Genomic DNA, 22006 nt, shown 5'->3' on the forward strand with positions numbered 1-22006 from the left:
ATCAGCGTGCTGTTCGCCATGCTCCGCGACAGCACCCTCCACGAACCCCGAACCCCACGCCTCGCTTGACGAAAGACATAGAGGCACCCCCCCCCCCGCACGTCCCCACGCCCACCCATGCCCCCTCACGCCCCCACAGGGCTTGCGCAACCAACCCCTCCACCCCCAACGTCCCCACCAGCAACAGCCAACCGGGGGACTGGGAAAAGGACCACACCATGCGCAAGCCCACCTCGTCACTCAACCGGCGGACCGTGCTCGGCACCGGCCTCGGCCTCGGCCTCGGTGGCGCGCTCGCCCTCGGCTCCACGACGGCAAGCGCGGCCCAGACCGGCGCCGCCACCCGGCGACTGCGCGACCTGGAACGGGAACACCAGGCCCGCATCGGCGTCTTCGCCCTCAACCTCGCCACCGGCGCGCACCTGCTCCACCGCGCCCACGAACCGTTCCCGATCTGCTCGGTCTTCAAGACGCTCGCCGTCGCGGCCGTCCTGCGCGACCTCGACCACGACGGCAGCCAGCTCTCCCGCGTCATCCGCTACACCGAGGCCGACGTGAAGAAGGCCGGCCACACACCCGTCACCTCGCAGCACCTCGCCGACGGCATGTCCGTACGCGACCTGTGCGACGCGGCGATCCGCTACAGCGACAACGGCGCCGCCAACCTCCTCCTGCGCGAACTGGGCGGCCCGACCGCCGTCACCCGCTTCTGCCGCTCCCTCGGCGACCCGGTGACCCGCCTCGACCGCTGGGAGCCGGAACTGAACTCGGGCGAGCCCGACCGCCGTACGGACACCACCTCCCCGTACGCCATCGCCCGCACCTACCGCCGGCTCGTCCTCGGCGACGCGCTGAACGGCCCCGACCGGGCCCTCCTCACCGACTGGCTGCTGCGCAGCACCACCAGCGTGGAACGTTTCCGCGCGGGGCTGCCGAAGGACTGGAAGGTGGCGGACAAGTCCGGTGGCGGCAGCACGTACGGGACGAGCAACGACGCGGCCATCGCCTGGGCCCCCGACGGCACCCCGCTCCTCCTCGCCGCCTTCACCCACAAGCCGACGCTGCCCGACGCCTCGGGGGACACCCCGTTGATCATCAAGACCGCCACGGTGATGGCGGAGGCGGTCGGACGGGCCCCCTCGACCACCTGAGCGACGCTACGGGTCGCTACCCCCGGCCCCTGACGGCCCTAACCGGCCCTGCCCCGGCCCTCCGGCCCCCGACCTCCGACTTCCGGCCTCACCCGTACAACTTCCTGCCGCAATTGCCGTGCGCGGTACCGATGATCTGCGACGTCTGCTTGCCGGTGATCTCAAGTTCCCGCTTGGTCTTGAGGGCCTGGTCCACGAAGGCCTGCCCGCGGGCGACGCAGAGCGCGTTGCCGTGGGCGACGAGCACGTCATCGCTGATGTGGTCCAGGCCCGGGTAATGCTCCCGGATCGTCTTCAGGTAGAACTTCGCCGCCAGACCGGTCAGGCCCCGCGCTTCGGCAGCGGTCGCCGACGGGCTCCCGGTCGGGGCGGCCGAGGCGGACGCCGACGGAACGGCAGATGCGGACGAGGACGCGGGAGCAGGCGTCACAGAGGAACTCCCCTTACCGTCACCGGACGAGTCGCATGCCGAGGTGCTGAAGGCGGCGAGCGCAAGGCAGGCGGCGAGCAGGGGCAGACGCTTGTGCATGAATCTCCTGGTACATGAGGGAACCGAGGGATTGTCCCCCATGCCCGACGTACCCCACGACTGCTTTTGTCTCGCGGAACTCATTTGCCGAGCCACCGGGCGTCCCGTAGATTCCTCCTCCTCCCGCCCAAGGGCGGGAATTTTCATGTTCAGGGGAGTTATCCAGTCATATCTCACATACCCGTCGGCCCGCCGCTCCACGGCTTCCCGCCCACCGGCGGTCCGGCGCTCCGGCCGACCAAGGGCCTCGCCACCGCCCTCACCACGCTGCTGTGCCTCGTCATCGCCACCGACCTTTTCGCCCTCGGCACCGACCTCTACATGCGCGCGCTGCTGGGCAACCTGGCGACCACCACCAGCCAGGAAGCCGAACGGGCCGACACTCTGTACGGAGTGGCCGCCCTCCTGCAGGGCACCCTCCTGATCCCCACCGCCGTCGTCTTCATCATCTGGTTCCACCGCTCCCGGGTGAACGCAGAGCACTACACCCGGGACGTGTGCACCCTGAGCCGCGGCTGGGCGATCGGCTCCTGGTTCGTACCGATCGGGAACCTGTGGCTGCCGTTCCGCGTCGCCAAGGAGACCTGGCAGGCCAGCGCCCAGTCGGCGCCCGACGGTTCCTGGCGTACGGTCTCCACCGCGCCGGTGCGGGCCTGGTGGACGCTGTGGGTCCTCAGCGTCATCGTCAGCCGCGTCGGCAGCACCCTCTACAAGAGGGCCGAGCTGCCGGACGCCATCCGCCAGGCCGTGTCGGTCATCGCGCTCTCCGACCTCCTGGACATCGCCGCCGCCGTGCTCGCCGTCCTCTTCGTCCGCAGACTGACCCGGATGCAGCAGATCCCCGCCGCCCCGTACGCAGCGCCCCACCCCACCGCGCAGCCCTGACCCCGGCCGGCGCCCCCGGCACGCGCACCCGAGGCGAGGCGCCCGTCGTGGGCGCCTTGACCTTCACACCGATGTCAATACGTACCGTCCCGCGCATGTCCCCCAACCCCCGCCCCGCTGCACGCCTCCCCCGCCTTCCCCGCCTCCTGCTCCTCTCCCTCCTCGTCTTCATCATCGGCACCATCGAGTTCCTGCCGGTCGGCCTGCTCCCGGACATCAGCCGCGACCTGGGCGTCGCCCCGTCCCGTACCGGGCTCCTCGTCACCGTCTACGCGTTCACCGTCGGCCTGACCGCGGCCCCACTCACCGCCCGCACCTCCGCTTGGCCCCGCAAACGCCTCTTCCTCACCACTTGCGGCGTCTTCATGGCCGCCACCACGCTCTCGGGCCTCTCCCCTAACTACGCGTCCCTCGCCGCCACTCGCCTCCTCTGCGGCCTGGCCCACGGCATCTTCTACGCGATCGTCGCCGGGTACGCGGCCGCCATCGCCGGCCCGGAACGCGCGGGCCGCGCCACAGCGATCGTCTTCGCGGGCGTCTCCCTGGCCTTCGTCATCGGGGTGCCCCTGGGCACGACGGCCGGTACGGCCTTCGGCTGGCGTACGGCATTCCTCGCCACCGCCGCGCTCGGTCTGATCACGCTGCTCGCCGCCGCGCGCCTGCTGCCACAGGTCCCGCCCGGTCCGCCTCTACGCGTGTCCGACCTCCCGCGAGTGGCCCGCACCCCAGGCCTGCGGCCGGTCGTCCTGACCACCGGCCTGGTCATCCTCGGCCACTTCACGCTTTACACCTACGTGACCGAGTACCTACGTGACGCCGCCGGCTTCGCCCCCGCCTCCATCAGTGGCGTACTCGTCCTCTTCGGCCTCGCGGGCATCGCGGGCACCTGGCTCAGCGGCGCCTTCGTCGACACCCGACCCCGCGCCACACTCCTCGGCACGCTCACCCTGATGGCCATCTCCCTCACCGCCCTGGGCGCGGCCCCCGCACACCGCCCGATCCTCTACCTGGCCATCGCCACCTGGGGCCTGGCCTGCACCGCCCTCCCCGTCTGCTTCCAGACCGCCGTCCTGCGCACAGCCCCCGCCTCCCCCGACGCAGCCTCGTCCCTCTACGTAGCCGCCTTCAACACCGGCATCGGCGGCGGCGCACTGACCGGCTCCCTCCTCCTGACCGTCACGTCCCCTTCCACCCTCCCCTGGGCCGCCCTGGCCCTCCTCCTCGCAGGTACGGGCACGGCCGCCACCACCCTCCTCACCCGCCCCCGCCGCCTCGCAGCGGACACCCCTCCCCCAACTCAAACCACATCACCTTGCCTCCCCCCGACCCCAACGCCCCCGACCCGTACGCGAACCCGCCATAACTCTCAGCACACGACCTGACCAGCCCCAACCCCCGCCCGGCCTCCGCCGCCGCCCCGGCCACGGCAGCCGCCCCGAAGCTGGGCAGCTCCGGATTCCCGTCCCACACACTGACGCGCAGGCGCGCCCCGATCCGCTTCATCCGCACGTTGGCGGGCCCCTCCGCGTACCGATGCGAGTTGGTGATCAGCTCCGCGGCCAACAGCTCAGCCCCGTCGAGAAGTTCCGTCTCCCCGTGTTCCTCCAGCACCAGCCGCACCACCCGTCACGCGACGCGCGGAGCACGGGGGTTGTCGGACATCTCGAACGCGTACTCCCAGTCACCGGGCATGCGAAGCCTCCGTTGTGGATGCGCAGTTGACTCACGCGGAGCGTGAGTGACGTGGGCCACACGCTAGGGCTAGCGGGTAGATTTTTTCTACCAGCCAGGGAAAAACGCTCCTTCCGTGGACGCATCGGCTGCATGCACGGGAGACTGAGCCGAATCGAGGAGAGGGGCATATGGCACCAAGAACCACACCGACCCTCCGTCAGGCCCGCCTTGGGAGTGAACTGCGCAAGCTGCGCGAGAGAGCCGGCATGTCCGCACGCCAAGCGGGCGCCCTGCTCGGCGGCAATCCGGCTCGCATCAGCAACATCGAGACCGGCCGTACGCCTCTCAGCGCTGAGCGGGTCCGGTCACTCGCCTACAACTACGCCTGTTCGGATGAGGCTTTGGTCGACGCCCTGGCAGGCATGACTGGCGAGCGCAAACGCGGCTGGTGGGAGGAGTACCGCGGGGTGCTCCCCACCGGCTTTCTCGACCTGCCGGAACTCGAACATCACGCCGTGGCCATGCGTACGGCCCAAACGGCGACCATCCCTGGGCTCCTGCAGACCGTCGATCACGCTCGCGTGATCTTCCAGATGGCCGTACCGCCCATGCCACCGCCTGATATCGAACATCGAGTCTCCCACCGCATCAAGCGGCAAGCCGTTCTGCACCGTGACTCGCCCACGCCATACAAGGCGATCATCCACGAGGCGGCCCTGCGCATGCAGTACGGCGGCCCGACCATCGCGCTGGCGCAGCTCCGGCACATCCTTGACATGAGCGAACAGGAACACATCACCGTCTTGGCCATACCGTTCTCTGCCGGTGCACAGCCCGGATCCGGCCAGACGGTCTTCTACGCCCACGGCCCTGTCCCGCAGCTCGACACCATCCAGCTCGACCAGTCGCACGGCCCGTTCTTCCTCGACGCGGAAGCGGAGTTGTCCAGGTATCGAACCATCCTCGAACGTTTGGAACAGGCCGCCCTCCCGGCGGAACAGACGAGGGACTTCATCCACAGGATCGCGAAATCGTATTGAAGGTGAGCAACGTTGACCTCCTCCGAATGGCAGACCTCCTCCTTCTGCAGCGAGTCAAACAACTGCCTCGGCCTGGCGGCAGGCTCCGCCGACCGGCTTCTTTTGCGCGAGAGCCGATCACCGGCCGCCGTACTCGCCACGAGCCGCATGGGAATCGATGCCCTCATACGCGCCATCAAGGCAGGAGCCCTCACCGGGCCCTGAACGCCTTGCCCGGACGCTGATCGCACGGCAACACACAGCCGAGGCCCATTCGGCCCGGTGGAGCGCGCCTAGCCCACCTCCTTGTAAAAGAACGTGCAGTCCCGCAGTTCCCCCTCCGGATCCGCCGCGTAAGCGGGCACCGTTCCGTACGGGGTCCAGCCGGTGCGGCGATAGAGGTGGTCCGCCGGGCTGTCGGTTTCCGTGTCGAGGAGCAGGAGGCGGAAGCCGGTGCGGGCGGCGGACTGTTCGGCTGTGGTGAGGAGGGCTCGGCCGAGACCCTGGCCGCGAGTGGAGTGGTGGACCAGGAGTTTGACGATCTCGGCGCGGTGGCGGCCGTTCGGTTTGTGGGGGTGGGCGAGGCTGATCGTCCCGATGGTGCCGTCGGGGCTCTCGGCCACCCAGATGTCGAGGGTGCCGTCGGCCACGGCGGGGCGTTGGGTCCGCCACCAGGACGCCGCCGCGTCGTGGCCGAAGGGGGCGACGAAGCCGAGGGAGGAGCCAGCGGCGACGGTGTCGGTGAGGAGGGCGGCCAGGCCCGGGATGCTGCGGTCGAAGGCGGCGGCGGTGAGGCGGGTAATGGTGAAGGTGGTGGTGCAGCTCATGGGAGCACCACCAGCAGGGCGTAGCGGGCGGGGGCGGAGCCCGTGCAGCGGAAGCGGGTGGGGCCCCAGAGGCGGAAGCGGAGGCAGTCGCCCGGGGTGAGGGAGTGCGTGGTGCCGCCTGTGGTGATCTCCAGTTCACCGTCCAGCAGCCAGATGTGCTGCTCCAGGCCGGGTACGGGCGGCGGACTGTCGTAGGCGATGTCGGCCCCGGGCCCCAGCGTGCCTTCCACGACCTCGCCCCGTAGGCCAGGGTGGGGCGGGGAGACCGAGCGGCGGGTGAAGCCGGAGACGGGGTCATGCCAGACGGACTGGCGGCCTGCGCGTACGAGTTGGGGCGGTTCCGACTCGACCTCGGCCAGCAGCCGGGACATGGGCCGCTCGTACGCCGCACACAGCCGGGACAGCAGCGCCGCCGTGGGGCTGATCTCGGCCCGTTCCAAGCGGGAGAGGGTCGATCGGCTCACGTCCGCACGCCGCGCCAGGTCGTCGAGCGACCAGCCGCGCTCCGTGCGCAACTCCGCCAGCCGGGCGGCGAGTCGAGCCTCCACAGGGTCGGTGGGCCCGGCGCCGGGCCCGTCATCGACCGGCTTCTCGGTTCTCATATGCGGGAATGTATCCCGGATGCGGGAGGCGGCGGAAGGGGTGGGGGTATACGGCGGCGCCCCGGGCCGTATGACCCGGGGCGCGTCCGCTCAGCCGACCGTCAGCTCGCCGTCAGCTTGCCGGCGGCCTTCTCGATCTGGGCGGAGAAGGCGCTCACCTTCGTGTAGACGCCGGGCTTGCCGGGCCGCGCGCAGCCCTCGCCCCAGCTGGTGATGCCGACCTGCACCCAGTCGCCGTCCTCGTCGCGGCGGAACATCGGGCCGCCGGAGTCGCCCTGGCAGGTGTCGACGCCGCCCTCCGCCACGAAGCCGGCGCAGAGTTCCTCGCCCGGGGTCAGCAGGTCCCCGTACGCCTTCTTGCAGGCGGTCATGTTCACGAACGGGACCTGGGCCTTGCGCAGGTAGCGCTGCTGCGCGCCGCCCTCCCGGCTGGCGCCCCAGCCGGTGATGGTGAACTTGCCGCGGTCGAACGAGTCGTCCTCGGCGAGATGCAGTGTTTCCTGGTTCTTGATGGGCGTGGCCAGCTTGATCAGCGCCCAGTCCTTGCCCTTGCCGTTGTACCCGGGGGCCTGCGCGACCTCGGTGGACTTCACCTTGATCGCCTTGGGGTTCTGGAGGTCCACGGCGCCCGCGGTGACGGTGATGGACGTGTTGGGGCCGCTGCCGTCCACACAGTGCGCGGCGGTGAGGACGACGTCCTCACGGATGAGGGAGCCACCGCAGCCCATGGAGAGCCGGACCATGAACGGGAACTCGCCCTGCTTGGCGGGCGGCCCGCCGATGATCTGCTGGCCGGGGGTGGGCGTCGGGGCCGGAGCGGCGCTGGCGCCGCCCGCCGACTGCAGTGCGACCGCAGCCGCCACGGCGGCGCCAACGGCTATGGATCTCTTGATACATCTCGCGGAGCGCTTCAAGGACTTCCCTCTCGCGTCGGAGGCACATCGGTGTCCAGCGGTCCAGCTGGTGCCGCGCGGCACACCGAGGCACCACCGGGTGCGCAGTGCTGCATCCCAAGTGCCTCGGCGTCACTGGAGTGTTGTGATTATGTGGACGCGCCCCAAAGATGCACAAGGTTCTGAAACCGGCCACTTCCCGAGTACGGCGACGTATCCGCATCTGGGTGGTTCGGACCAATTGCCTTATGGGCACGGGCGGGTGGGCGACGCAGCACCCTCAGGGGGCCGGCGTTTGGCGGCCACCCGCCCGTCTCGGCTCAGCGTCGCAGCTGGTCCGCTGCCTTCGCGATGGCTTGCGCGAAGGCGCTCACCCGCGTGTAGACGCCCGGTTTGCCGGGGCGCGCGCAGCCCTCGCCCCAGCTGGTGATGCCGACCTGGACCCACGCGCCCGCGTCGTCCTTGCGGAACATCGGGCCGCCGGAGTCGCCCTGGCAGGTGTCCACCCCGCCGGTCCGCATGATCCCGGCGCAGATCTCCTCACCGGGGATGTACGAGCTGCCGTACGCCTGCCGGCAGGTCGCGGTGTCGACGAACGGCACCGTCGCCTTGCGCAGATAGCGCTGCTGCCCGCCGCCTTCCCTGGTGGCGCCCCACCCGGCGACGACGAAGTCGCCCTGGTCATAGCGGCCGTCCGTGGTGGTGCGCAGGGTGGGCAGATTGATGGGGCGGGCGAGCTTGATCAGCGCCCAGTCCTTGCCGGAGCCGTTGTAGCCGGGGGCCTGGAGGACTTTGGTGGATCTGACTTTGATCGCGCTGGAGCTCTGGAGGTCCACGACGCCGGCCGTGGCGGTGATGGAGGTGTTGTTGCCGCTGCCGTCCACGCAGTGCGCGGCGGTGAGGACGATGTCCTGGCGGTAGAGCGCGCCGCCGCAGCCCATGGACAGCCGCACCATGAACGGGAATTCGCCTTGCGCGGCGGGCACGCCGCCGACGACCTTCGTGCCGGGGGTGCCGCTCGACGGCGTCGGCTCACCGGCCGCGTTCGCCGCGCCGGGCTGCAGCGACAGGGCCGCGAGGGCGACTGCTCCGAGGGCGACGGATCTCTTCAGGAATTTCGCGTGACGGTTCAACGGACGTCCTCTCCGGAGGGGGTGGCGCTCGTTCGGTCACCGCCGGTCGGTGATGACCGGTTCATGCCAAGTGCACGTCGGGGGCGCCCACCGGAACAGGACGTACGTGGGGGACGGGCACCACGACGCGGCAGAGCGTTGCGATTATGTGGACGCTACGAAGGGGGCACAAGCCACGGAACCGGCCACTCGCCATCTGTGGGGCGATGGGTGCGGAGGGGGCGGTGGCGGCAGGAAACCAGCCGTCCGGTATGAGCCCATCGTGACCGTTGGAGCACGTAGCTCACTTTCGTCCCGCCCAGGCCGAGACGGAGGATGCCCGCTGGTCGCGTGAGGGCGGCGGGAATCGCCATGGGGCCGTTTGAAGGGGAGACGTTCCGGCGGCGCTCCCCGCAAGTGGGCACTTCGAGCAACCGGCGCACGCGCCACAGCAGTTGCGTACGGCTGCTTCCGGTCTGCCGTACCGGCCGACGGGTCTGCTTGGCTTTGTCTCGCATGTACGACAGGTCGGACACCGCACTGTTTGGCAGCCATTCACCGTCCGATCACCGTCCGCGCCACCCACCAAGGAGACCCATGAAGCCCGTCGCCAGACCCGCCTTGGCCATCGCCGCCCTCGCGCTCGCCGCGACCGCCACGGCCGCCGGTCCCGCCTCCGCCGCCCCGCAGGCCACTGCCCCCGCCGCCCAGGGCAAGTACTGCACCTACATCGTCGACACCGGCCAGGGCGGCTGCTTCGCCACCCGGGCGCAGGCCGAGCGATTCGGCAACGCCAGGGCCGATTACAAGATCCTCGGCAAGATGTGGACCGACGCCAACTCCGGCGGCAGCGAGCTGGCACTGCGCGGCAGCGTCGGCTGCAACTGGCGCTACCCGGAGTTCAACGCCCTCAGCAAGTGGGGCTACAACGACAACATCAGCTCCGTCGAGGGCGTGACCTGCCCGATCACGCTCTGGGAGCACGGTGACTTCCGCGGCGCCAAGCAGACGTACTACGGGTACGTCCCCTACGTCGGCGACGGTATGAACGACAAGGCCAGCTCGGTCAGTTTCGACCTGCGCTGAGCAGAAGTGAGCAGCACTGACCGGCGCTGAGCGACGCCGCTCAGCGCGCGGGCCGCGCCCCCCGGTGGGACGCGGCCCGTACCGGCCGGTCAGGCCGCGTAGTGCACGGTGCCCGACATGGCGCCCGTGGCGCTGCCGCAAACCTGCCGGTAGCGCGCGGCGAGGCCGGTCACCTTCCCCTCGTCGGTGAAGTACAGGCGGTCCACGGTGAATTCACCCCGGGCGTTACCGCAGCCGCGCCCGTTGCCGTAGATCTCCATGGTGGCGGCGCCCTCCGCGCCGGTGACCTGGTACGTGCGCCCGGCGGTCAGCCGCTCGCCCGTCGGGGGCCGGAACACCGCCGTCCAGTACTCGCGCTTACCCTCGACGCCGAACTCCACGCCGCCGTTGTAGCTGTCCTTCAGGGTGAAGGTGCTGGTGGCGCCGGTGTGCGTCACCGACTTGCCCTGCCCGATCCAGTCGCCGGCCTCGCTCTTGTAGGCGTACGACAGCGGCAGCGCGCGGTACTTGACCGTGCCCTTGAGCGGCTGGGCCGTCGCCGACTCGCAGTTCTGCGTGTACGAGGCGTCGAGCAGCGTGATCGCGCCCGTCGCGTCCGTGGCGATCTGGTTGACGGTGAACTGCCCGTAGATCTCGTTGCAGCCGCGGCCGTTGCCGCCGACGTCGAGGCCGGGCGAACGGCCGGTGCGGAACGCGGCCCGCTCGGCGTTGCGGTAGACGCCGGGGCGCAGCTGCTCGCCCTTGGGGGCGGCGAGGTCGATGTCCCACCGCTCGTCGGCGGTGGAGACCTGGATGCGGGCGTACGCGGCGTCGCCCCCCATGGTGATCGTCGCGGCCGGTTCCCGGTACGTACCGGCGCGCCCCTGGCCGATGTAGTCCCCCGCCACGCTGGTGTACGCGTACGAGGTGACCGGCTTCGGCCCGGCCGCCGCCGCGGCCGGCGTGGCCAGCGCCCCGCCGAGGCCGACCGCCGCACACAGCGCGACGGCGGCGCTCCCGACGGAGCGCCGCCATCTCTTCAGGCGAATCCTCATGTCCTGTACCCCTCCCGGTGGTTACGTCGCTTTTCCTTTGCCCCCGGTGGGGGGTGGGTACACGCGTGCGACGCCGCAACAGCAGAGGTACGGATGGGGAATCAGAGCTTGCGCGCGACCTCCGTGGCCCAGTAGGTCAGGATCATGTCGGCACCCGCCCGCTTGAACCCGGTCAGGGCCTCCAGGATCGCCGCGTCACGGTCGATCCAGCCCTTCTCGGCGGCGGCCTCGATCATCGCGTACTCACCGGAGATCTGGTACGCGGCGACCGGCACGTCCACCGCTTCCGCGATCTTCGCCAGCACGTCCAGGTATGGCATGCCCGGCTTGACCATCACCATGTCGGCGCCCTCCTGGAGGTCGAGCGCCAGCTCGCGCAGCGACTCGCGGGAGTTGCCGTAGTCCTGCTGGTAGGTCTTGCGGTCACCCTTGAGCGACGAGCCGACCGCCTCACGGAAGGGGCCGAAGAAGGCCGAGGCGTACTTCGCGGTGTAGGCGAGGATCGACACGTCCTCGTGGCCGGTCTGGTCCAGCGCGTCACGGATGACGCCGACCTGGCCGTCCATCATGCCGCTCGGACCCACCGCGTGGACGCCCGCGTCGGCCTGGACCTGCGCCATCTCGGCGTAGCGGTCCAGCGTCGCGTCGTTGTCCACCCGGCCCTGGTCGTCCAGGACACCGCAGTGGCCGTGGTCGGTGTACTCGTCCAGGCACAGGTCCGACATGATCACCAGGTCATCGCCGACCTCGGCGCGCACATCGCGGATGCCCTGCTGGAGGATGCCGTCGGGGTCCGTGCCGGCCGAGCCGACCGCGTCCTTCTTCGCGTCCTCCGGCACGCCGAACAGCATGATCCCGGCGACGCCCGCCTCGACCGCCTCGACGGCGGCCTTCCGCAGCGTGTCACGGGTGTGCTGCACGACGCCCGGCATCGCGCCGATCGGCACCGGCTCCGAGATCCCCTCCCGCACGAACGCGGGCAGGATCAGGTCCGCCGGGTGCAGGCGGTGTTCGGCGACCATCCGGCGCATGGCCGGCGTGGTGCGCAGCCGGCGCGGCCGGGCGCCGGGGAAGGTGCCGTACGTACTGCTGCTCAACTGCGAGCCCTCCTACGCGATCCGGGCCGGCGCTCGCTGGGGCGCGTGACCGGGTCCCCGGCCTCCAGCGCGGCATCGCGCCGCGCCGCCCCGAAGTCCGCGAGCGCTTCGGCCAGCTTGTGCACCGAGGGCTCGGGCGACATGACGTCCACGCGCAGCCCGTGTTCCTCGGCGGTCTTGGCGGTGGCCGGGCCGATACAGGCGATCACGGTCACGTTGTGCGGCTTGCCGGCGATGCCGACCAGGTTGCGCACCGTGGAGGACGAGGTGAACAGCACGGCGTCGAACCCGCCGCCCTTGATCGCCTCGCGGGTCTCCTGCGGCGGCGGCGAGGCCCGTACGGTCCGGTAGGCCGTGACGTCGTCGACCTCCCAGCCCAGCTCGATCAGGCCCGCCACCAGGGTCTCGGTGGCGATGTCGGCGCGCGGCAGGAAGACGCGGTCGATCGGGTCGAAGACCGGGTCGTACGGCGGCCAGTCCTCCAGCAGCCCGGCGGCGGACTGCTCGCCGGACGGCACGAGGTCGGGCTTCACGCCGAAGGCCACCAGCGCCTTGGCGGTCTGCTCGCCCACCGCCGCGACCTTGATCCCGGCGAACGCGCGGGCGTCCAGCCCGTACTCCTCGAACTTCTCCCGGACCGCCTTGACGGCGTTGACCGAGGTGAAGGCGATCCACTCGTAGCGGCCGGTGACCAGGCCCTTGACCGCGCGCTCCATCTGCTGCGGGGTGCGCGGCGGCTCCACGGCGATGGTCGGCACCTCGTGCGGCACCGCGCCGTACTCGACGAGCTGGTCGGAGAGCGAGGCGGCCTGCTCCTTGGTCCGCGGTACGAGGACGCGCCAGCCGAACAGCGGCTTGTTCTCGAACCACGAGAGCTGGTCGCGCCGGGCCGCGGCCCCGCGCTCACCGACCACGGCTATGACCGGCTGCCCGCCGTCCGCCGACGGCAGCACCTTCGCGGCCTTCAGGACCTGGGCGACCGAGCCGAGCGTCGCGTTCCAGGTGCGCTGGCGCGTCGTCGTACCGGCGACGGTGACCGTCATCGGCGTGTCGGGCTTGCGGCCCGCGGAGACCAGTTCGGCGGCCGCCGCGGCCACCGAGTCCAGCGAGGTGGACACGACGGCGGTCGCGTCGCTGGAGCCCACCTCCGTCCAGCAGCGCTCGTCGGCGGTCCGCGCGTCGATGAAACGCACGTCCGTACCGTCCGCGTCGCGCAGCGGCACACCGGCGTACGCGGGCACACCGACCGCTGCGGCGATGCCCGGCACGACCTCGAAGACGACGCCCTCGGAGGCGCACGCCAGCATCTCCTCGGCGACATGCGCGTCCAGTCCGGGGTCACCGGACACCGCACGCACCACCCGCTTGCCGGTGCGCACAGCCGACATGACAAGATTGGTGGTGTCCCTAAGAGCGGGGACACCGGCGGTGGTTGACGCTTCGTCAGCCGTCGGCTGCTGCGGCGTGTCCACCTGCGGCCGCGCATGCGCGCGGATGACGTCGAGCACCTGCGGATCGGCGATCAGCACGTCGGCGCGGGCCAGTGCCTCGACGGCACGCAGCGTCAGCAGGCCCGGGTCTCCGGGACCGGCACCGATGAAGGTGACCTGACCGGCGGCAGGGTGATTCGGGGCGGTGGGGTTCAAAGTGCTCGCTCCCCCATAAGACCGGCCGCACCCTTCGCGAGCATCTCGGCGGCGAGTTCGCGCCCCATGTTCAGGGGGGTCGCCGCGTCGCCGAGAGAGGCGGGTACGTGTCCGGTGGTGGACAGCTGCACCAGCGTCGAGCCGTCGGTCGTGCCGACGACGCCACGCAGGCGCATTTCGGTGACAGCCTGCCCGTCGGCCTGCAGGTCGGCCAGCGCACCCACAGGTGCGGAGCAGCCGGCCTCCAGGGCGGCGAGCAGGGAACGCTCGGCGGTCACGGCGGCCCGGGTGAACGGGTCGTCGAGCTCGGCGAGCTGGGCGGCGAGCTGCGCGTTGTGCGCGGCGCACTCCACCGCCAGGGCCCCCTGGCCGGGGGCGGGCAAAATCATGTCGGGCGACAGGTGCTCCGTCGCCTCGCCGATCCGGCCGAGCCGGGACAGTCCGGCCGCGGCCAGCACGACGGCGTCCAGCTCACCCTTCTCGACGTAGCCGATACGGGAGTCGATGTTCCCGCGGATCGGTACGGCCTCCACCCGCCGGCCCAGCGAACGCGCCCAGGCGTTCAGCTGCGCCATGCGGCGCGGCGACCCCGTACCCACACGGGCACCGTCCGGCAGCTCCTCGAAGGTCAGACCGTCGCGGGCCACCAGCACGTCGCGCGGGTCCTCCCGCACCGGTACGGCGGCCAGCGCCAGCTCGGCGGGCTGCGCGGTCGGCAGGTCCTTGAGCGAGTGCACGGCGAAGTCGATCGTCCCGTCGAGCAGCGCGTCGCGCAGCGCGGAGACGAACACGCCGGTGCCGCCGATCTGCGCCAGGTGCTCGCGCGAGGTGTCACCGTACGTGGTGATCTCCACCAGCTCGACGGGGCGGCCGGTCAGCTCGTGTACCGCCTCGGCCACCATCCCCGACTGGGCCATGGCGAGCTTGCTGCGCCGCGTGCCCAGCCGCAGTGCCCGTGGATTGCTGTCAGTCATGCCCGCTCCCGTGCTGTGTGCGAGCCGTCGGCCCGCGTGTCGGCCCGACTGACGGCGGCAACCGTCTGGGGGTCGAGGTCGAAGAGTTCACGCAGCGCGTCCGCGTAACCGGCGCCGCCGGGTTCGCTGGCCAGCTGCTTGACCCGCACGGTGGGCGCGTGCAGGAGTTTGTCGACGACCCGGCGCACGGTCTGGGTGATCTCCGCGCGCTCCTTGTCGTCGAGGTCGGGGAGGCGGCCGTCCAGCCGGGCGATCTCGCCCGCCACGACATCCGCCGCCATGGTGCGCAGCGCGACCACCGTCGGCGTGATGTGCGCCGCCCGCTGCGCCGCGCCGAACGCGGCCACCTCGTCGGAGACGATGCCGCGCACCCGGTCCACGTCGGCCGCCATCGGAGCGTCCGCTGACGCGTCCGCGAGGGACTCGATGTCGACGAGGCGCACGCCCTCGGCCCGGTGGGCGGCGGCGTCGATGTCCCGCGGCATGGCGAGGTCGAGCAGCGCCAGCTCGGGGGCGGGCGCGACGGTGCTGCCGGCGCCGCCCGCGGTACCGGCGTAACCGTCACCGGCCGCGATCCGGGCGGCGCGGGTCTCGGCGGCCGTCCCGATCGCCTCGCCGGTCAGGACCAGGCCGGTGGCGCCCGTACAGGACACCACCACGTCGGCCAGGGCCAGCTCGGACTGTACGGCGGTCATCGCCACGGCGCGGGCGGTCAGCCCGTTCAGCGCGCCCGCCGAGCCCGGCTCGGTGAGGATCTGCGTCAGCCGCTCGGCGCGCTCCACCGTCCGGTTGGCCACCGCCAGTTCGCTGATACCGGCCCGTACGAGCGTGGTGGCGGCCAGCGAGGACATCGATCCGGCGCCGATGACCAGGGCACGCTTGCCCCGGGCCCACTCGGCGACGTCGGCGCCGCCGGCCAGCTGCTCCAGGCCGAAGGTGACCAGCGACTGGCCCGCCTTGTCGATGCCGGTCTCGCTGTGGGCGCGCTTGCCGACCCGCAGCGCCTGCTGGAAGAGGTCGTTCAGCAGGCGGCCCGCGGTGTGCTGCTCCTGCGCGACGGCGAGGGCGTCCTTGATCTGGCCGAGGATCTGGCCCTCGCCCACGACCATCGAGTCCAGGCCGCAGGCCACCGAGAAGAGGTGGTGGACGGCCCGGTCCTCGTAGTGCACGTACAGATAAGGGGTCAGCTCGTCCAGGCCCGCGCCGCTGTGCCGGGCCAGCAGGGTGGACAGCTCGGCGACACCGGCGTGGAACTTGTCCACGTCGGCGTACAGCTCGATGCGGTTGCAGGTGGAGAGCACCGCGGCCTCGGCGGCCGGCTCGGCCGACACCGTGTCCTGGAGCAGCTTGCCGCGCGCCTCGGGGGCGATGGCCGCGTGCTCCAGCACGCTCACGGGGGCACTGCGGTGACTGAGCCCGACGACAAGGAGGCTCATGCCGGCATCACGGCGGGTACGTCCCCGTCGGGTCCCTTGCGGTCGGACGGCCCGCCGGCGGCGTCCGCGTCCGGGCCGGACTTGCCCGCGGCCTCGCGCACCTCGCGCACGGCCCGCCGGGCCTCGCGCGCGGCGACGGCGCGGGCGTCGTCGGACTCGTCGTCGTGGCCCGCGTCCTCGCCCGCCTTGCGCTGCTCGTGGAAGGCCAGGATCTGCAGTTCTATCGACAGGTCGACCTTGCGTACATCCACGCCGTCCGGAACGGTCAGCACGGTCGGCGCGAAGTTCAGGATCGAGGTGACACCGGCGGCGACGAGCCGGTCACAGACCTGCTGCGCCGCGCCCGCCGGGGTCGCGATCACACCGATCGAGACGCCGTTGTCCTTGATGATCTTTTCCAGCTCGTCGGTGTGCTGGACCGCGATGCCCGCCACCGGCTTGCCGGCCATCGCCGGGTCGGCGTCTATGAGCGCGGCGACGCGGAACCCGCGGGAGGCGAAGCCGCCGTAGTTGGCCAGGGCGGCGCCGAGGTTACCGATACCGACGATCACGACGGGCCAGTCCTGCGTCAGGCCCAGCTCGCGGGAGATCTGGTAGACGAGGTACTCCACGTCGTAACCGACCCCGCGGGTGCCGTACGACCCGAGGTAGGAGAAGTCCTTGCGCAGCTTCGCGGAGTTGACCCCCGCGGCGGCGGCGAGTTCCTCGGAGGAGACCGTGGGGACCGAGCGCTCGGAGAGCGCGGTCAACGCGCGCAGATACAGCGGAAGCCGGGCGACGGTGGCCTCGGGAATCCCTCGGCTTCGGGTCGCCGGTCGGTGAGTTCGGCCAGTTGCCACGGTGCTCCTGCGGGTAGAGCGGGGCTGTGGACGGCCGTGTGTTTCCCGACCGCCCCGTCGACAGCAGGCTATGTCTTTGTGAACGCGTGCACAAAGATGGTGTCCGCTTTGTCCGGCCAAAGTGACCGGGGTCACGCGGCTTTTACACCGCTTCACGGAACCAACTCCCCCGGCGCACCGTTCACACGTTTCGCGCCGGTAACACAGGAGCGCCGACGGCAGCACGCGCCCTCACTCCTCTTCGCCATCCCCCCGGAAACCTACAAATCGCCCACCGATGGTAGTCGACTCAGGCGACTATCCGTCCCGTGCGGCAGGGCGGTGACGGGGACACGACAGCGACACGGCGGCGCCCCGGACGGAGGCACAATTGCGGCATGGCCTCCCTCTTCAGCCGCAGCGCCCGCAAGAATCCCGCCGACAGCACGGTCACGCTCATCGGCAAGCCCGGCTGCCATCTGTGTGATGTCGCACAGGAAGTGATCGAAAGAGTCTGCGCCGAGACCGGCGCCTCCTGGGAGAAGAAGGACATCACCCAGGACCAGGAGCTGTACCGCAAGTACTGGGAACAGATTCCGGTCGTCCTCGTGGACGGCGCACAGCACGATTTCTGGCGGGTCGACCCCCAGCGGCTGCGCAAGGCACTGGGCGCCTGAAGACAGGAGCCACCAGTCCGGCAGCGGTACGAGCCTGTCTACGCCCCGCAGGCCAGGCCGCATACGGCACCGGAGCCGCCCGGCGTACGGCGTGCGCCCCGGCGGCCCGGGACCGCCCCCGGGATGGCCGTAACGCAACGGTCCGCCGGACCACGGCCGCCCGACACCCGGCCGTAACCGGCCGCACCGAACAACCTGGCTACGCTAGCCACATGGCCCACCCGTCGTCCGCCCGCCCTCCCCGTAGGAACGCCTACGGCGCGCTCCTCCCCACGGGGTGGTTCAGCCGCCGTAGGCGACCCGCCACCGCGCGCAGCGTGCTCGCAGGCGAGGCCGCCGCCGAGGCCGCGCGCAAATCCTCCCTGGAGGCCGAGGCCGCCGAGGCGCAGGAAGCGGCCGCCCAGGGCGAGGACCCCGAAGAACCGGAGTTCCCGGTCGTCGGCGACACCCACGCCGCCGCCTTCTTCGACCTCGACAACACCGTCATGCAGGGCGCGTCCCTCTTCCACTTCGGACGCGGCCTGTACAAGCGGCGCTTCTTCCACAAGCGCGACCTGGCCCGCTTCGTCTGGCAGCAGATCTACTTCCGCTTCATCGGCTCGGAAAACCCCGAGCACATGGCGGACGCCCGCAACAGCGCGCTCTCCATCGTCCAGGGCCACCGCGTCTCCGAGCTGATGACCATCGGCGAGGAGATCTACGACGAGTACATGGCCGAACGGATCTGGCCCGGCACCCGCGCCCTCGCCCAGGCCCACCTGGACGCCGGCCAGAAGGTCTGGCTGGTCACCGCCGCCCCCGTAGAGACCGCGACGATCATCGCCCGGCGGCTCGGCCTGACCGGCGCGCTCGGCACCGTCGCCGAGTCCGTCGGCGGCGTCTACACCGGCAAACTGGTCGGCGAACCCCTCCACGGCCCCGCCAAGGCCGAAGCCGTACGCGCCCTGGCCGCCGCCGAAGGCCTGGACCTGGAGCGCTGCGCCGCCTACAGCGACTCCGCCAACGACATCCCGATGTTGTCCCTGGTCGGCCACCCGTACGCGGTCAACCCCGACGCCCGGCTGCGCAAACACGCCCGCGAACAGGGCTGGCGCCTGCGCGACTACCGAACCGGCCGCAAGGCAGTCAAGATCGGCATCCCGGCGGCAGCCGGAGTCGGCGCGCTCGCGGGAGGCGCGGCCGCGGCGGTGGCGCTTCAGAGGCGGCGGCGTTGAGGAGGGCCTGCCCGGTTGCCTTCGGCCGGGTGGGGCGCGCGCGACTCGCGCCCTAGGTCCGGTGAGGGTACGCGTGCGGCGCGACCTGTCCGGTGGACAATGGCTTGGGCGACTCCCCCGCCGTCGTGATCGGGGTACCGGGTACCCCCGCGCGCAGCGCAAGGCCGTAGCCCCCGCGCGCAGCGCGGGGGCTGGGTACGGGACCCGTGAGGCGCACATCCACAGTCAGGTGATGTGAATACCCTCCCGCGCCCTCGGCCCCGAGAGCCTCCGTACGGGGTGGGCGCCCAACCAGAGTCACTGTCTGTTTTCCCGGGAGAGTTGACCCCTGCGCGACCCCGCGCCCACCAAACAAACCCTGCGACCCCGGCGCAAAGCGCCACCTTCCTCGCGCGAAGCGCAGAGGGCCCCCGAACCCCGCGCGCAAAGCGCGCAGCGCCACAACACGCCCCGCAACCCGCCAGATCTCGTCCCTTTCTGATCAATATGTGCTCACGAATCGATACTTGATCGGGCATGAACTCGTAACGGACCAGAAGTAATCGATGATTTGAGCAACTGGGTGTAGCGCTGCCTGTACGAAGCGTTATTCTCCTCAGACGCAAACCGGTACCCACGCGTCCCTACGACGGGTGAACGGTTCCGCACTGCACGTGATGGAAGCTCTGCCTCTGGGAGTCCCGTGTACCCACACGTCGGGGTTGACGCCTCGGGCCTGGCTACGCTGCGTACGACACTCGTCGACCACCTGCGCAGTTTTGTCCCCACCGCGATCGCCGTCCCCGCATTCGCCACAGCCACCCCCGCCGGTCCCTGCTACGCCCTGGCCGACGGAAGCACCACCACCGTCACCAAGACCGGCGGCAGAACCCGCCGCGGCGCGGGCACGCCCACCGCCCGGCGCCCCGCCGACAGCGACAGCCGTCGCATGATGGACCTCGTCGAGCGCGCCCAGGCCGGCGAGGCAGAGGCGTTCGGCCGGCTCTACGACCAGTACGCCGACACGGTCTACCGCTACATCTATTACCGGGTGGGCGGCCGGGCCACGGCCGAGGACCTGACCAGCGAGACGTTCCTGCGGGCCCTGCGCCGCATCGGCACCTTCACCTGGCAGGGCCGCGACTTCGGCGCCTGGCTGGTCACGATCGCCCGCAACCTGGTCGCCGACCACTTCAAGTCGTCGCGCTTCCGCCTGGAGGTCACCACCGGTGAGATGCTCGACGCCAACGAGGTCGAACGCAGCCCCGAGGACTCGGTCCTGGAGTCGCTGTCCAACGCGGCGCTGCTGGAGGCGGTCCGCAAGCTCAACCCGCAGCAGCAGGAGTGTGTGACGCTGCGCTTCCTCCAGGGCCTGTCGGTCGCGGAGACGGCGCGGGTCATGGGGAAGAACGAGGGCGCGATCAAGACGCTCCAGTACCGGGCCGTACGGACCCTGGCGCGGCTGCTCCCGGACGACGCCCGCTGACCGCCGCCACGGCGCACGGGCCACCGTCCGTGCCGCCTGCCGTACCCCGCCACCGGCCCCCGCCGCCGCCCGCGTCCCCGTACTCACTGCGCTGCCGCCTGCCTCACCGCCCCGGACCGCCGCTCCGGCCCACCGCCAGGACTAACGCTTGGACCACCGCCCCGATCGCCTGAATCTCCCGGGCCGATGTTGACGACCCCGCCCGTGCCGTACGCCACCCCGCACGGCGTCCCGGTTCCGCTGACACGCCCGGCTCCGGTCCCCGCGTCATCGACCGTGGGTGATCGTTCGTGACCGTTCGGTCAGATCATCGTGAGTGCGTAACCCAAGTGCCGCGGCGCTCGTTGTGCAGAACGCAGGCTCCCTGCGGTCACGCCATGCCCGCACCCTCTCACTCGATCGAGTGGATGCGAGCAGGGCGTGCAACCTTCCGGCCCGTCTGGATAGTCAAGCCAGTCCGGGGAGTCGAGCGGGATGACGAGAGGAGGTGCCGCCCGTGATCGCGAACGTATCGGTGCACCGGCGGGCTAACGCCTTCGCCCAGGCCCTGGAGGATCAGGTCCTTCCGGGCGCGGCGGCCGAGGACGAGGTCGGCACACCGGCGGAAGCGTGCGGAGAAACAAGGCTGTTGGCGGTCGCCGGCACCCTCGGAGAACTCCCCAAGCCGGAGTTGGACCCCGAGGTCAGGACCGTCCATCGGGCCCAGCTCATCGCGGCGATGGAGGCGGCCTTCGCCGAAAGCGGCGCGTCCGACGGCTCACGGGTGCCGCAGCAGCGCGGGACACGCGGCGCGCACCGCGCGGCGAAATCCCTGGGACGGCTGCGCCCCCGGTCGCGGCTGTCCAAGGGGCTCGCGGCGGGCGGTCTGACGGTGGGGGTCGCGGCCGGTGCCTTCAGCGGCGTCGCCGCCGCCAGCTCCGACGCGCTCCCCGGCGACTCGCTGTATCCCCTCAAGCGCGGCATGGAGGACCTGAAGCTCAATCTGACGGACGACGTGTCCGACCGCGGCCGTCTCTTCCTCGACCAGGCGTCCACCCGGATGTTCGAGGCCCACCGCCTCATGGAGCGCCTCCGCTCCGGGCCCCTCGACCACGAGTCGCTCGGCGAGATCCGCAAGGCGCTGTCCGGCGTCAAGCAGGACGCCGGCGAGGGCCACCGCCTCCTCCACGAGGAGTACGAACGCGACGGCTCCCTCGGCCCGATCCAGACCCTCAACTCCTTCACCAAGTCGCACCGCGACAGCTGGAGCCGGCTGCGCGACCGCCTGCCGGCCCAGCTGACGGACGTACGCGACGAGGTCAGCTCGGTCTTCGACGCCATAGACGAAGAGGTCGGTCCGCTGCGCTCCCTGCTGCCCAAGAACCCGGGCGGCGAGAGCCGGCACGAGAGCGCCCCCGAGGCGCCCGCGCCGGGCACCCCCCAGGGCCGTACGGACCATCCGGCACCGTCCGGGAAGAGCGCGTCCTCGTCCGGCGAGGCCGACGGCTCGCACACGCCGCAGCATCCGCCGGCCTCGTCCCCGTCCCAGGAGGACGAGGGCCTGCTCGGCGGCAGCACGGGCGGCCTGCTCGACCCGCCCGCCGACGAGGGCACCCCGGAGCCGGACGGCAAGGGCTCCGGCAAGGGCAAGGGCAAGGGCAAGGGCAAGGAGACTCCGCACGAGCCGGACGTCACGATCCCGCCCCTGCTCCCCGGGCTGCTGCCGGACATCGGTCTGGACGGCAAGAACCCGCTGGGCTGACCCGCCCGCTTCGGGCCGCCACCCGACGCCGTGACGCCCCGGTGCCTTCACCCGGCGCCGGGGCGTCACGCGTGTCCACGGGCCGCCTTCGGTCCGTAACGTCCTACAAGCCGCCCCCGGCCCGCG

21 protein-coding genes are annotated in these 22006 nt (G+C 71.1%); 10 read left to right on the plus strand and 11 right to left on the minus strand.

Features of this window, described 5'->3' with window-relative positions; translation table 11 throughout:
* The first annotated feature begins 218 nt into the window (after nucleotides 1-218).
* On the plus strand, nucleotides 219-1151 hold the full coding sequence (bla, locus tag ACZ53K_RS40675; RefSeq protein WP_468847601.1) for a class A beta-lactamase: 933 nt from the start codon (nucleotides 219-221) through the stop codon (nucleotides 1149-1151).
* An 88-nt stretch (nucleotides 1152-1239) separates the two neighbouring features.
* Here bla and ACZ53K_RS40680 read toward each other — a convergent pair whose 3' ends face one another.
* Entirely contained in the window at nucleotides 1240-1680 is a 441-nt protein-coding gene (locus ACZ53K_RS40680) for a hypothetical protein (RefSeq protein ID WP_468847604.1), read from the minus strand.
* A gap of 84 nt (nucleotides 1681-1764) precedes the next feature.
* Between ACZ53K_RS40680 and ACZ53K_RS40685 the strand changes: the two genes are divergently transcribed.
* The 4 genes from ACZ53K_RS40685 (at nucleotide 1765) to ACZ53K_RS40700 (ending at nucleotide 5483) form a co-directional block, all read left to right on the plus strand.
* On the plus strand, nucleotides 1765-2565 hold the full coding sequence (locus ACZ53K_RS40685) for a DUF4328 domain-containing protein (protein ID WP_468847607.1): 801 nt from the start codon (nucleotides 1765-1767) through the stop codon (nucleotides 2563-2565).
* A gap of 95 nt (nucleotides 2566-2660) precedes the next feature.
* Nucleotides 2661-3947, plus strand: coding sequence for an MFS transporter (locus ACZ53K_RS40690; protein ID WP_468847610.1), 1287 nt, complete (start codon nucleotides 2661-2663; stop codon nucleotides 3945-3947).
* A gap of 480 nt (nucleotides 3948-4427) precedes the next feature.
* Nucleotides 4428-5279, plus strand: coding sequence for a helix-turn-helix domain-containing protein (locus ACZ53K_RS40695; protein WP_468847613.1), 852 nt, complete (start codon nucleotides 4428-4430; stop codon nucleotides 5277-5279).
* 12 nt (nucleotides 5280-5291) lie between these two features.
* On the plus strand, nucleotides 5292-5483 hold the full coding sequence (locus tag ACZ53K_RS40700) for a DUF397 domain-containing protein (RefSeq protein ID WP_468847615.1): 192 nt from the start codon (nucleotides 5292-5294) through the stop codon (nucleotides 5481-5483).
* A gap of 68 nt (nucleotides 5484-5551) precedes the next feature.
* Here ACZ53K_RS40700 and ACZ53K_RS40705 read toward each other — a convergent pair whose 3' ends face one another.
* From ACZ53K_RS40705 to ACZ53K_RS40720, 4 genes are all read right to left on the minus strand, one after another.
* On the minus strand, nucleotides 5552-6085 hold the full coding sequence (locus ACZ53K_RS40705) for a GNAT family N-acetyltransferase (protein WP_468847617.1): 534 nt from the start codon (nucleotides 6083-6085) through the stop codon (nucleotides 5552-5554).
* Nucleotides 6082-6687 (minus strand): helix-turn-helix domain-containing protein, encoded by a 606-nt coding sequence (locus ACZ53K_RS40710; RefSeq protein ID WP_468847620.1) that lies wholly within the window; start codon nucleotides 6685-6687, stop codon nucleotides 6082-6084. The genes ACZ53K_RS40705 and ACZ53K_RS40710 overlap by 4 nt, the downstream gene beginning before the upstream one ends.
* A gap of 101 nt (nucleotides 6688-6788) precedes the next feature.
* On the minus strand, nucleotides 6789-7601 hold the full coding sequence (locus ACZ53K_RS40715; protein WP_468847622.1) for a S1 family peptidase: 813 nt from the start codon (nucleotides 7599-7601) through the stop codon (nucleotides 6789-6791).
* A gap of 299 nt (nucleotides 7602-7900) precedes the next feature.
* Nucleotides 7901-8713: a serine protease gene (locus ACZ53K_RS40720; RefSeq protein ID WP_468847625.1), complete on the minus strand. Its 813-nt coding sequence runs from the start codon at nucleotides 8711-8713 to the stop codon at nucleotides 7901-7903.
* A gap of 576 nt (nucleotides 8714-9289) precedes the next feature.
* Between ACZ53K_RS40720 and ACZ53K_RS40725 the strand changes: the two genes are divergently transcribed.
* On the plus strand, nucleotides 9290-9778 hold the full coding sequence (locus tag ACZ53K_RS40725; RefSeq protein ID WP_468847628.1) for a hypothetical protein: 489 nt from the start codon (nucleotides 9290-9292) through the stop codon (nucleotides 9776-9778).
* An 89-nt stretch (nucleotides 9779-9867) separates the two neighbouring features.
* On the opposite strand, the gene ACZ53K_RS40730 is transcribed toward ACZ53K_RS40725, so the two are convergent.
* The 6 genes from ACZ53K_RS40730 to ACZ53K_RS40755 form a co-directional block, all read right to left on the minus strand.
* Nucleotides 9868-10812 carry a hypothetical protein gene (locus ACZ53K_RS40730; RefSeq protein WP_468847629.1) on the minus strand — a complete coding sequence of 315 codons (945 nt, stop codon included), beginning with the start codon at nucleotides 10810-10812 and terminating at the stop codon, nucleotides 9868-9870.
* Between the two features lie 101 nt (nucleotides 10813-10913).
* Nucleotides 10914-11909 (minus strand): porphobilinogen synthase, encoded by a 996-nt coding sequence (hemB, locus tag ACZ53K_RS40735; protein WP_468847631.1) that lies wholly within the window; start codon nucleotides 11907-11909, stop codon nucleotides 10914-10916.
* On the minus strand, nucleotides 11906-13555 hold the full coding sequence (locus ACZ53K_RS40740; RefSeq protein ID WP_468847634.1) for a bifunctional uroporphyrinogen-III C-methyltransferase/uroporphyrinogen-III synthase: 1650 nt from the start codon (nucleotides 13553-13555) through the stop codon (nucleotides 11906-11908). The genes hemB and ACZ53K_RS40740 overlap by 4 nt, the downstream gene beginning before the upstream one ends.
* Nucleotides 13552-14529, minus strand: a complete 978-nt coding sequence (gene hemC / locus ACZ53K_RS40745) for a hydroxymethylbilane synthase (protein ID WP_468847636.1) — start codon at nucleotides 14527-14529, stop codon at nucleotides 13552-13554. Before hemC ends, ACZ53K_RS40740 begins: the two co-directional genes overlap by 4 nt.
* Nucleotides 14526-15965: a glutamyl-tRNA reductase gene (locus tag ACZ53K_RS40750; RefSeq protein WP_468847639.1), complete on the minus strand. Its 1440-nt coding sequence runs from the start codon at nucleotides 15963-15965 to the stop codon at nucleotides 14526-14528. Before ACZ53K_RS40750 ends, hemC begins: the two co-directional genes overlap by 4 nt.
* Nucleotides 15962-16804, minus strand: a complete 843-nt coding sequence (locus tag ACZ53K_RS40755; protein ID WP_468847641.1) for a redox-sensing transcriptional repressor Rex — start codon at nucleotides 16802-16804, stop codon at nucleotides 15962-15964. The genes ACZ53K_RS40750 and ACZ53K_RS40755 overlap by 4 nt, the downstream gene beginning before the upstream one ends.
* Before the next feature lie 377 nt (nucleotides 16805-17181).
* Here ACZ53K_RS40755 and ACZ53K_RS40760 point away from each other — a divergent pair, with 377 nt between their 5' ends.
* The 4 genes from ACZ53K_RS40760 (at nucleotide 17182) to ACZ53K_RS40775 (ending at nucleotide 21880) form a co-directional block, all read left to right on the plus strand.
* Nucleotides 17182-17460 (plus strand): glutaredoxin family protein, encoded by a 279-nt coding sequence (locus ACZ53K_RS40760; RefSeq protein ID WP_030024824.1) that lies wholly within the window; start codon nucleotides 17182-17184, stop codon nucleotides 17458-17460.
* A gap of 317 nt (nucleotides 17461-17777) precedes the next feature.
* Complete coding sequence (locus ACZ53K_RS40765; RefSeq protein ID WP_468847662.1) at nucleotides 17778-18674, plus strand: HAD family hydrolase; 897 nt, start codon at nucleotides 17778-17780, stop codon at nucleotides 18672-18674.
* A 682-nt stretch (nucleotides 18675-19356) separates the two neighbouring features.
* On the plus strand, nucleotides 19357-20139 hold the full coding sequence (locus ACZ53K_RS40770; protein ID WP_468847646.1) for an ECF subfamily RNA polymerase sigma factor, BldN family: 783 nt from the start codon (nucleotides 19357-19359) through the stop codon (nucleotides 20137-20139).
* 496 nt (nucleotides 20140-20635) lie between these two features.
* Nucleotides 20636-21880 carry a DUF5667 domain-containing protein gene (locus ACZ53K_RS40775; protein WP_468847648.1) on the plus strand — a complete coding sequence of 415 codons (1245 nt, stop codon included), beginning with the start codon at nucleotides 20636-20638 and terminating at the stop codon, nucleotides 21878-21880.
* Nucleotides 21881-22006: the final 126 nt, after the last annotated feature.

It is taken from the genome of Streptomyces sp. NPDC033221, from assembly GCF_055577005.1.

Coding starts and splice junctions, on each gene's coding strand:
- ACZ53K_RS40710 (WP_468847620.1), bottom strand. CDS start 6,687: ATGAGAACCGAGAAGCCGGTCGATGACGGGCCCGGCGCCGGGCCCACC.
- hemC (WP_468847636.1), bottom strand. CDS start 14,529: ATGACTGACAGCAATCCACGGGCACTGCGGCTGGGCACGCGGCGCAGC.
- ACZ53K_RS40690 (WP_468847610.1), top strand. CDS start 2,661: ATGTCCCCCAACCCCCGCCCCGCTGCACGCCTCCCCCGCCTTCCCCGC.
- bla (WP_468847601.1), top strand. CDS start 219: ATGCGCAAGCCCACCTCGTCACTCAACCGGCGGACCGTGCTCGGCACC.
- ACZ53K_RS40680 (WP_468847604.1), bottom strand. CDS start 1,680: ATGCACAAGCGTCTGCCCCTGCTCGCCGCCTGCCTTGCGCTCGCCGCC.
- ACZ53K_RS40725 (WP_468847628.1), top strand. CDS start 9,290: ATGAAGCCCGTCGCCAGACCCGCCTTGGCCATCGCCGCCCTCGCGCTC.
- ACZ53K_RS40705 (WP_468847617.1), bottom strand. CDS start 6,085: ATGAGCTGCACCACCACCTTCACCATTACCCGCCTCACCGCCGCCGCC.
- ACZ53K_RS40750 (WP_468847639.1), bottom strand. CDS start 15,965: ATGAGCCTCCTTGTCGTCGGGCTCAGTCACCGCAGTGCCCCCGTGAGC.
- ACZ53K_RS40760 (WP_030024824.1), top strand. CDS start 17,182: ATGGCCTCCCTCTTCAGCCGCAGCGCCCGCAAGAATCCCGCCGACAGC.
- ACZ53K_RS40730 (WP_468847629.1), bottom strand. CDS start 10,812: ATGAGGATTCGCCTGAAGAGATGGCGGCGCTCCGTCGGGAGCGCCGCC.
- ACZ53K_RS40695 (WP_468847613.1), top strand. CDS start 4,428: ATGGCACCAAGAACCACACCGACCCTCCGTCAGGCCCGCCTTGGGAGT.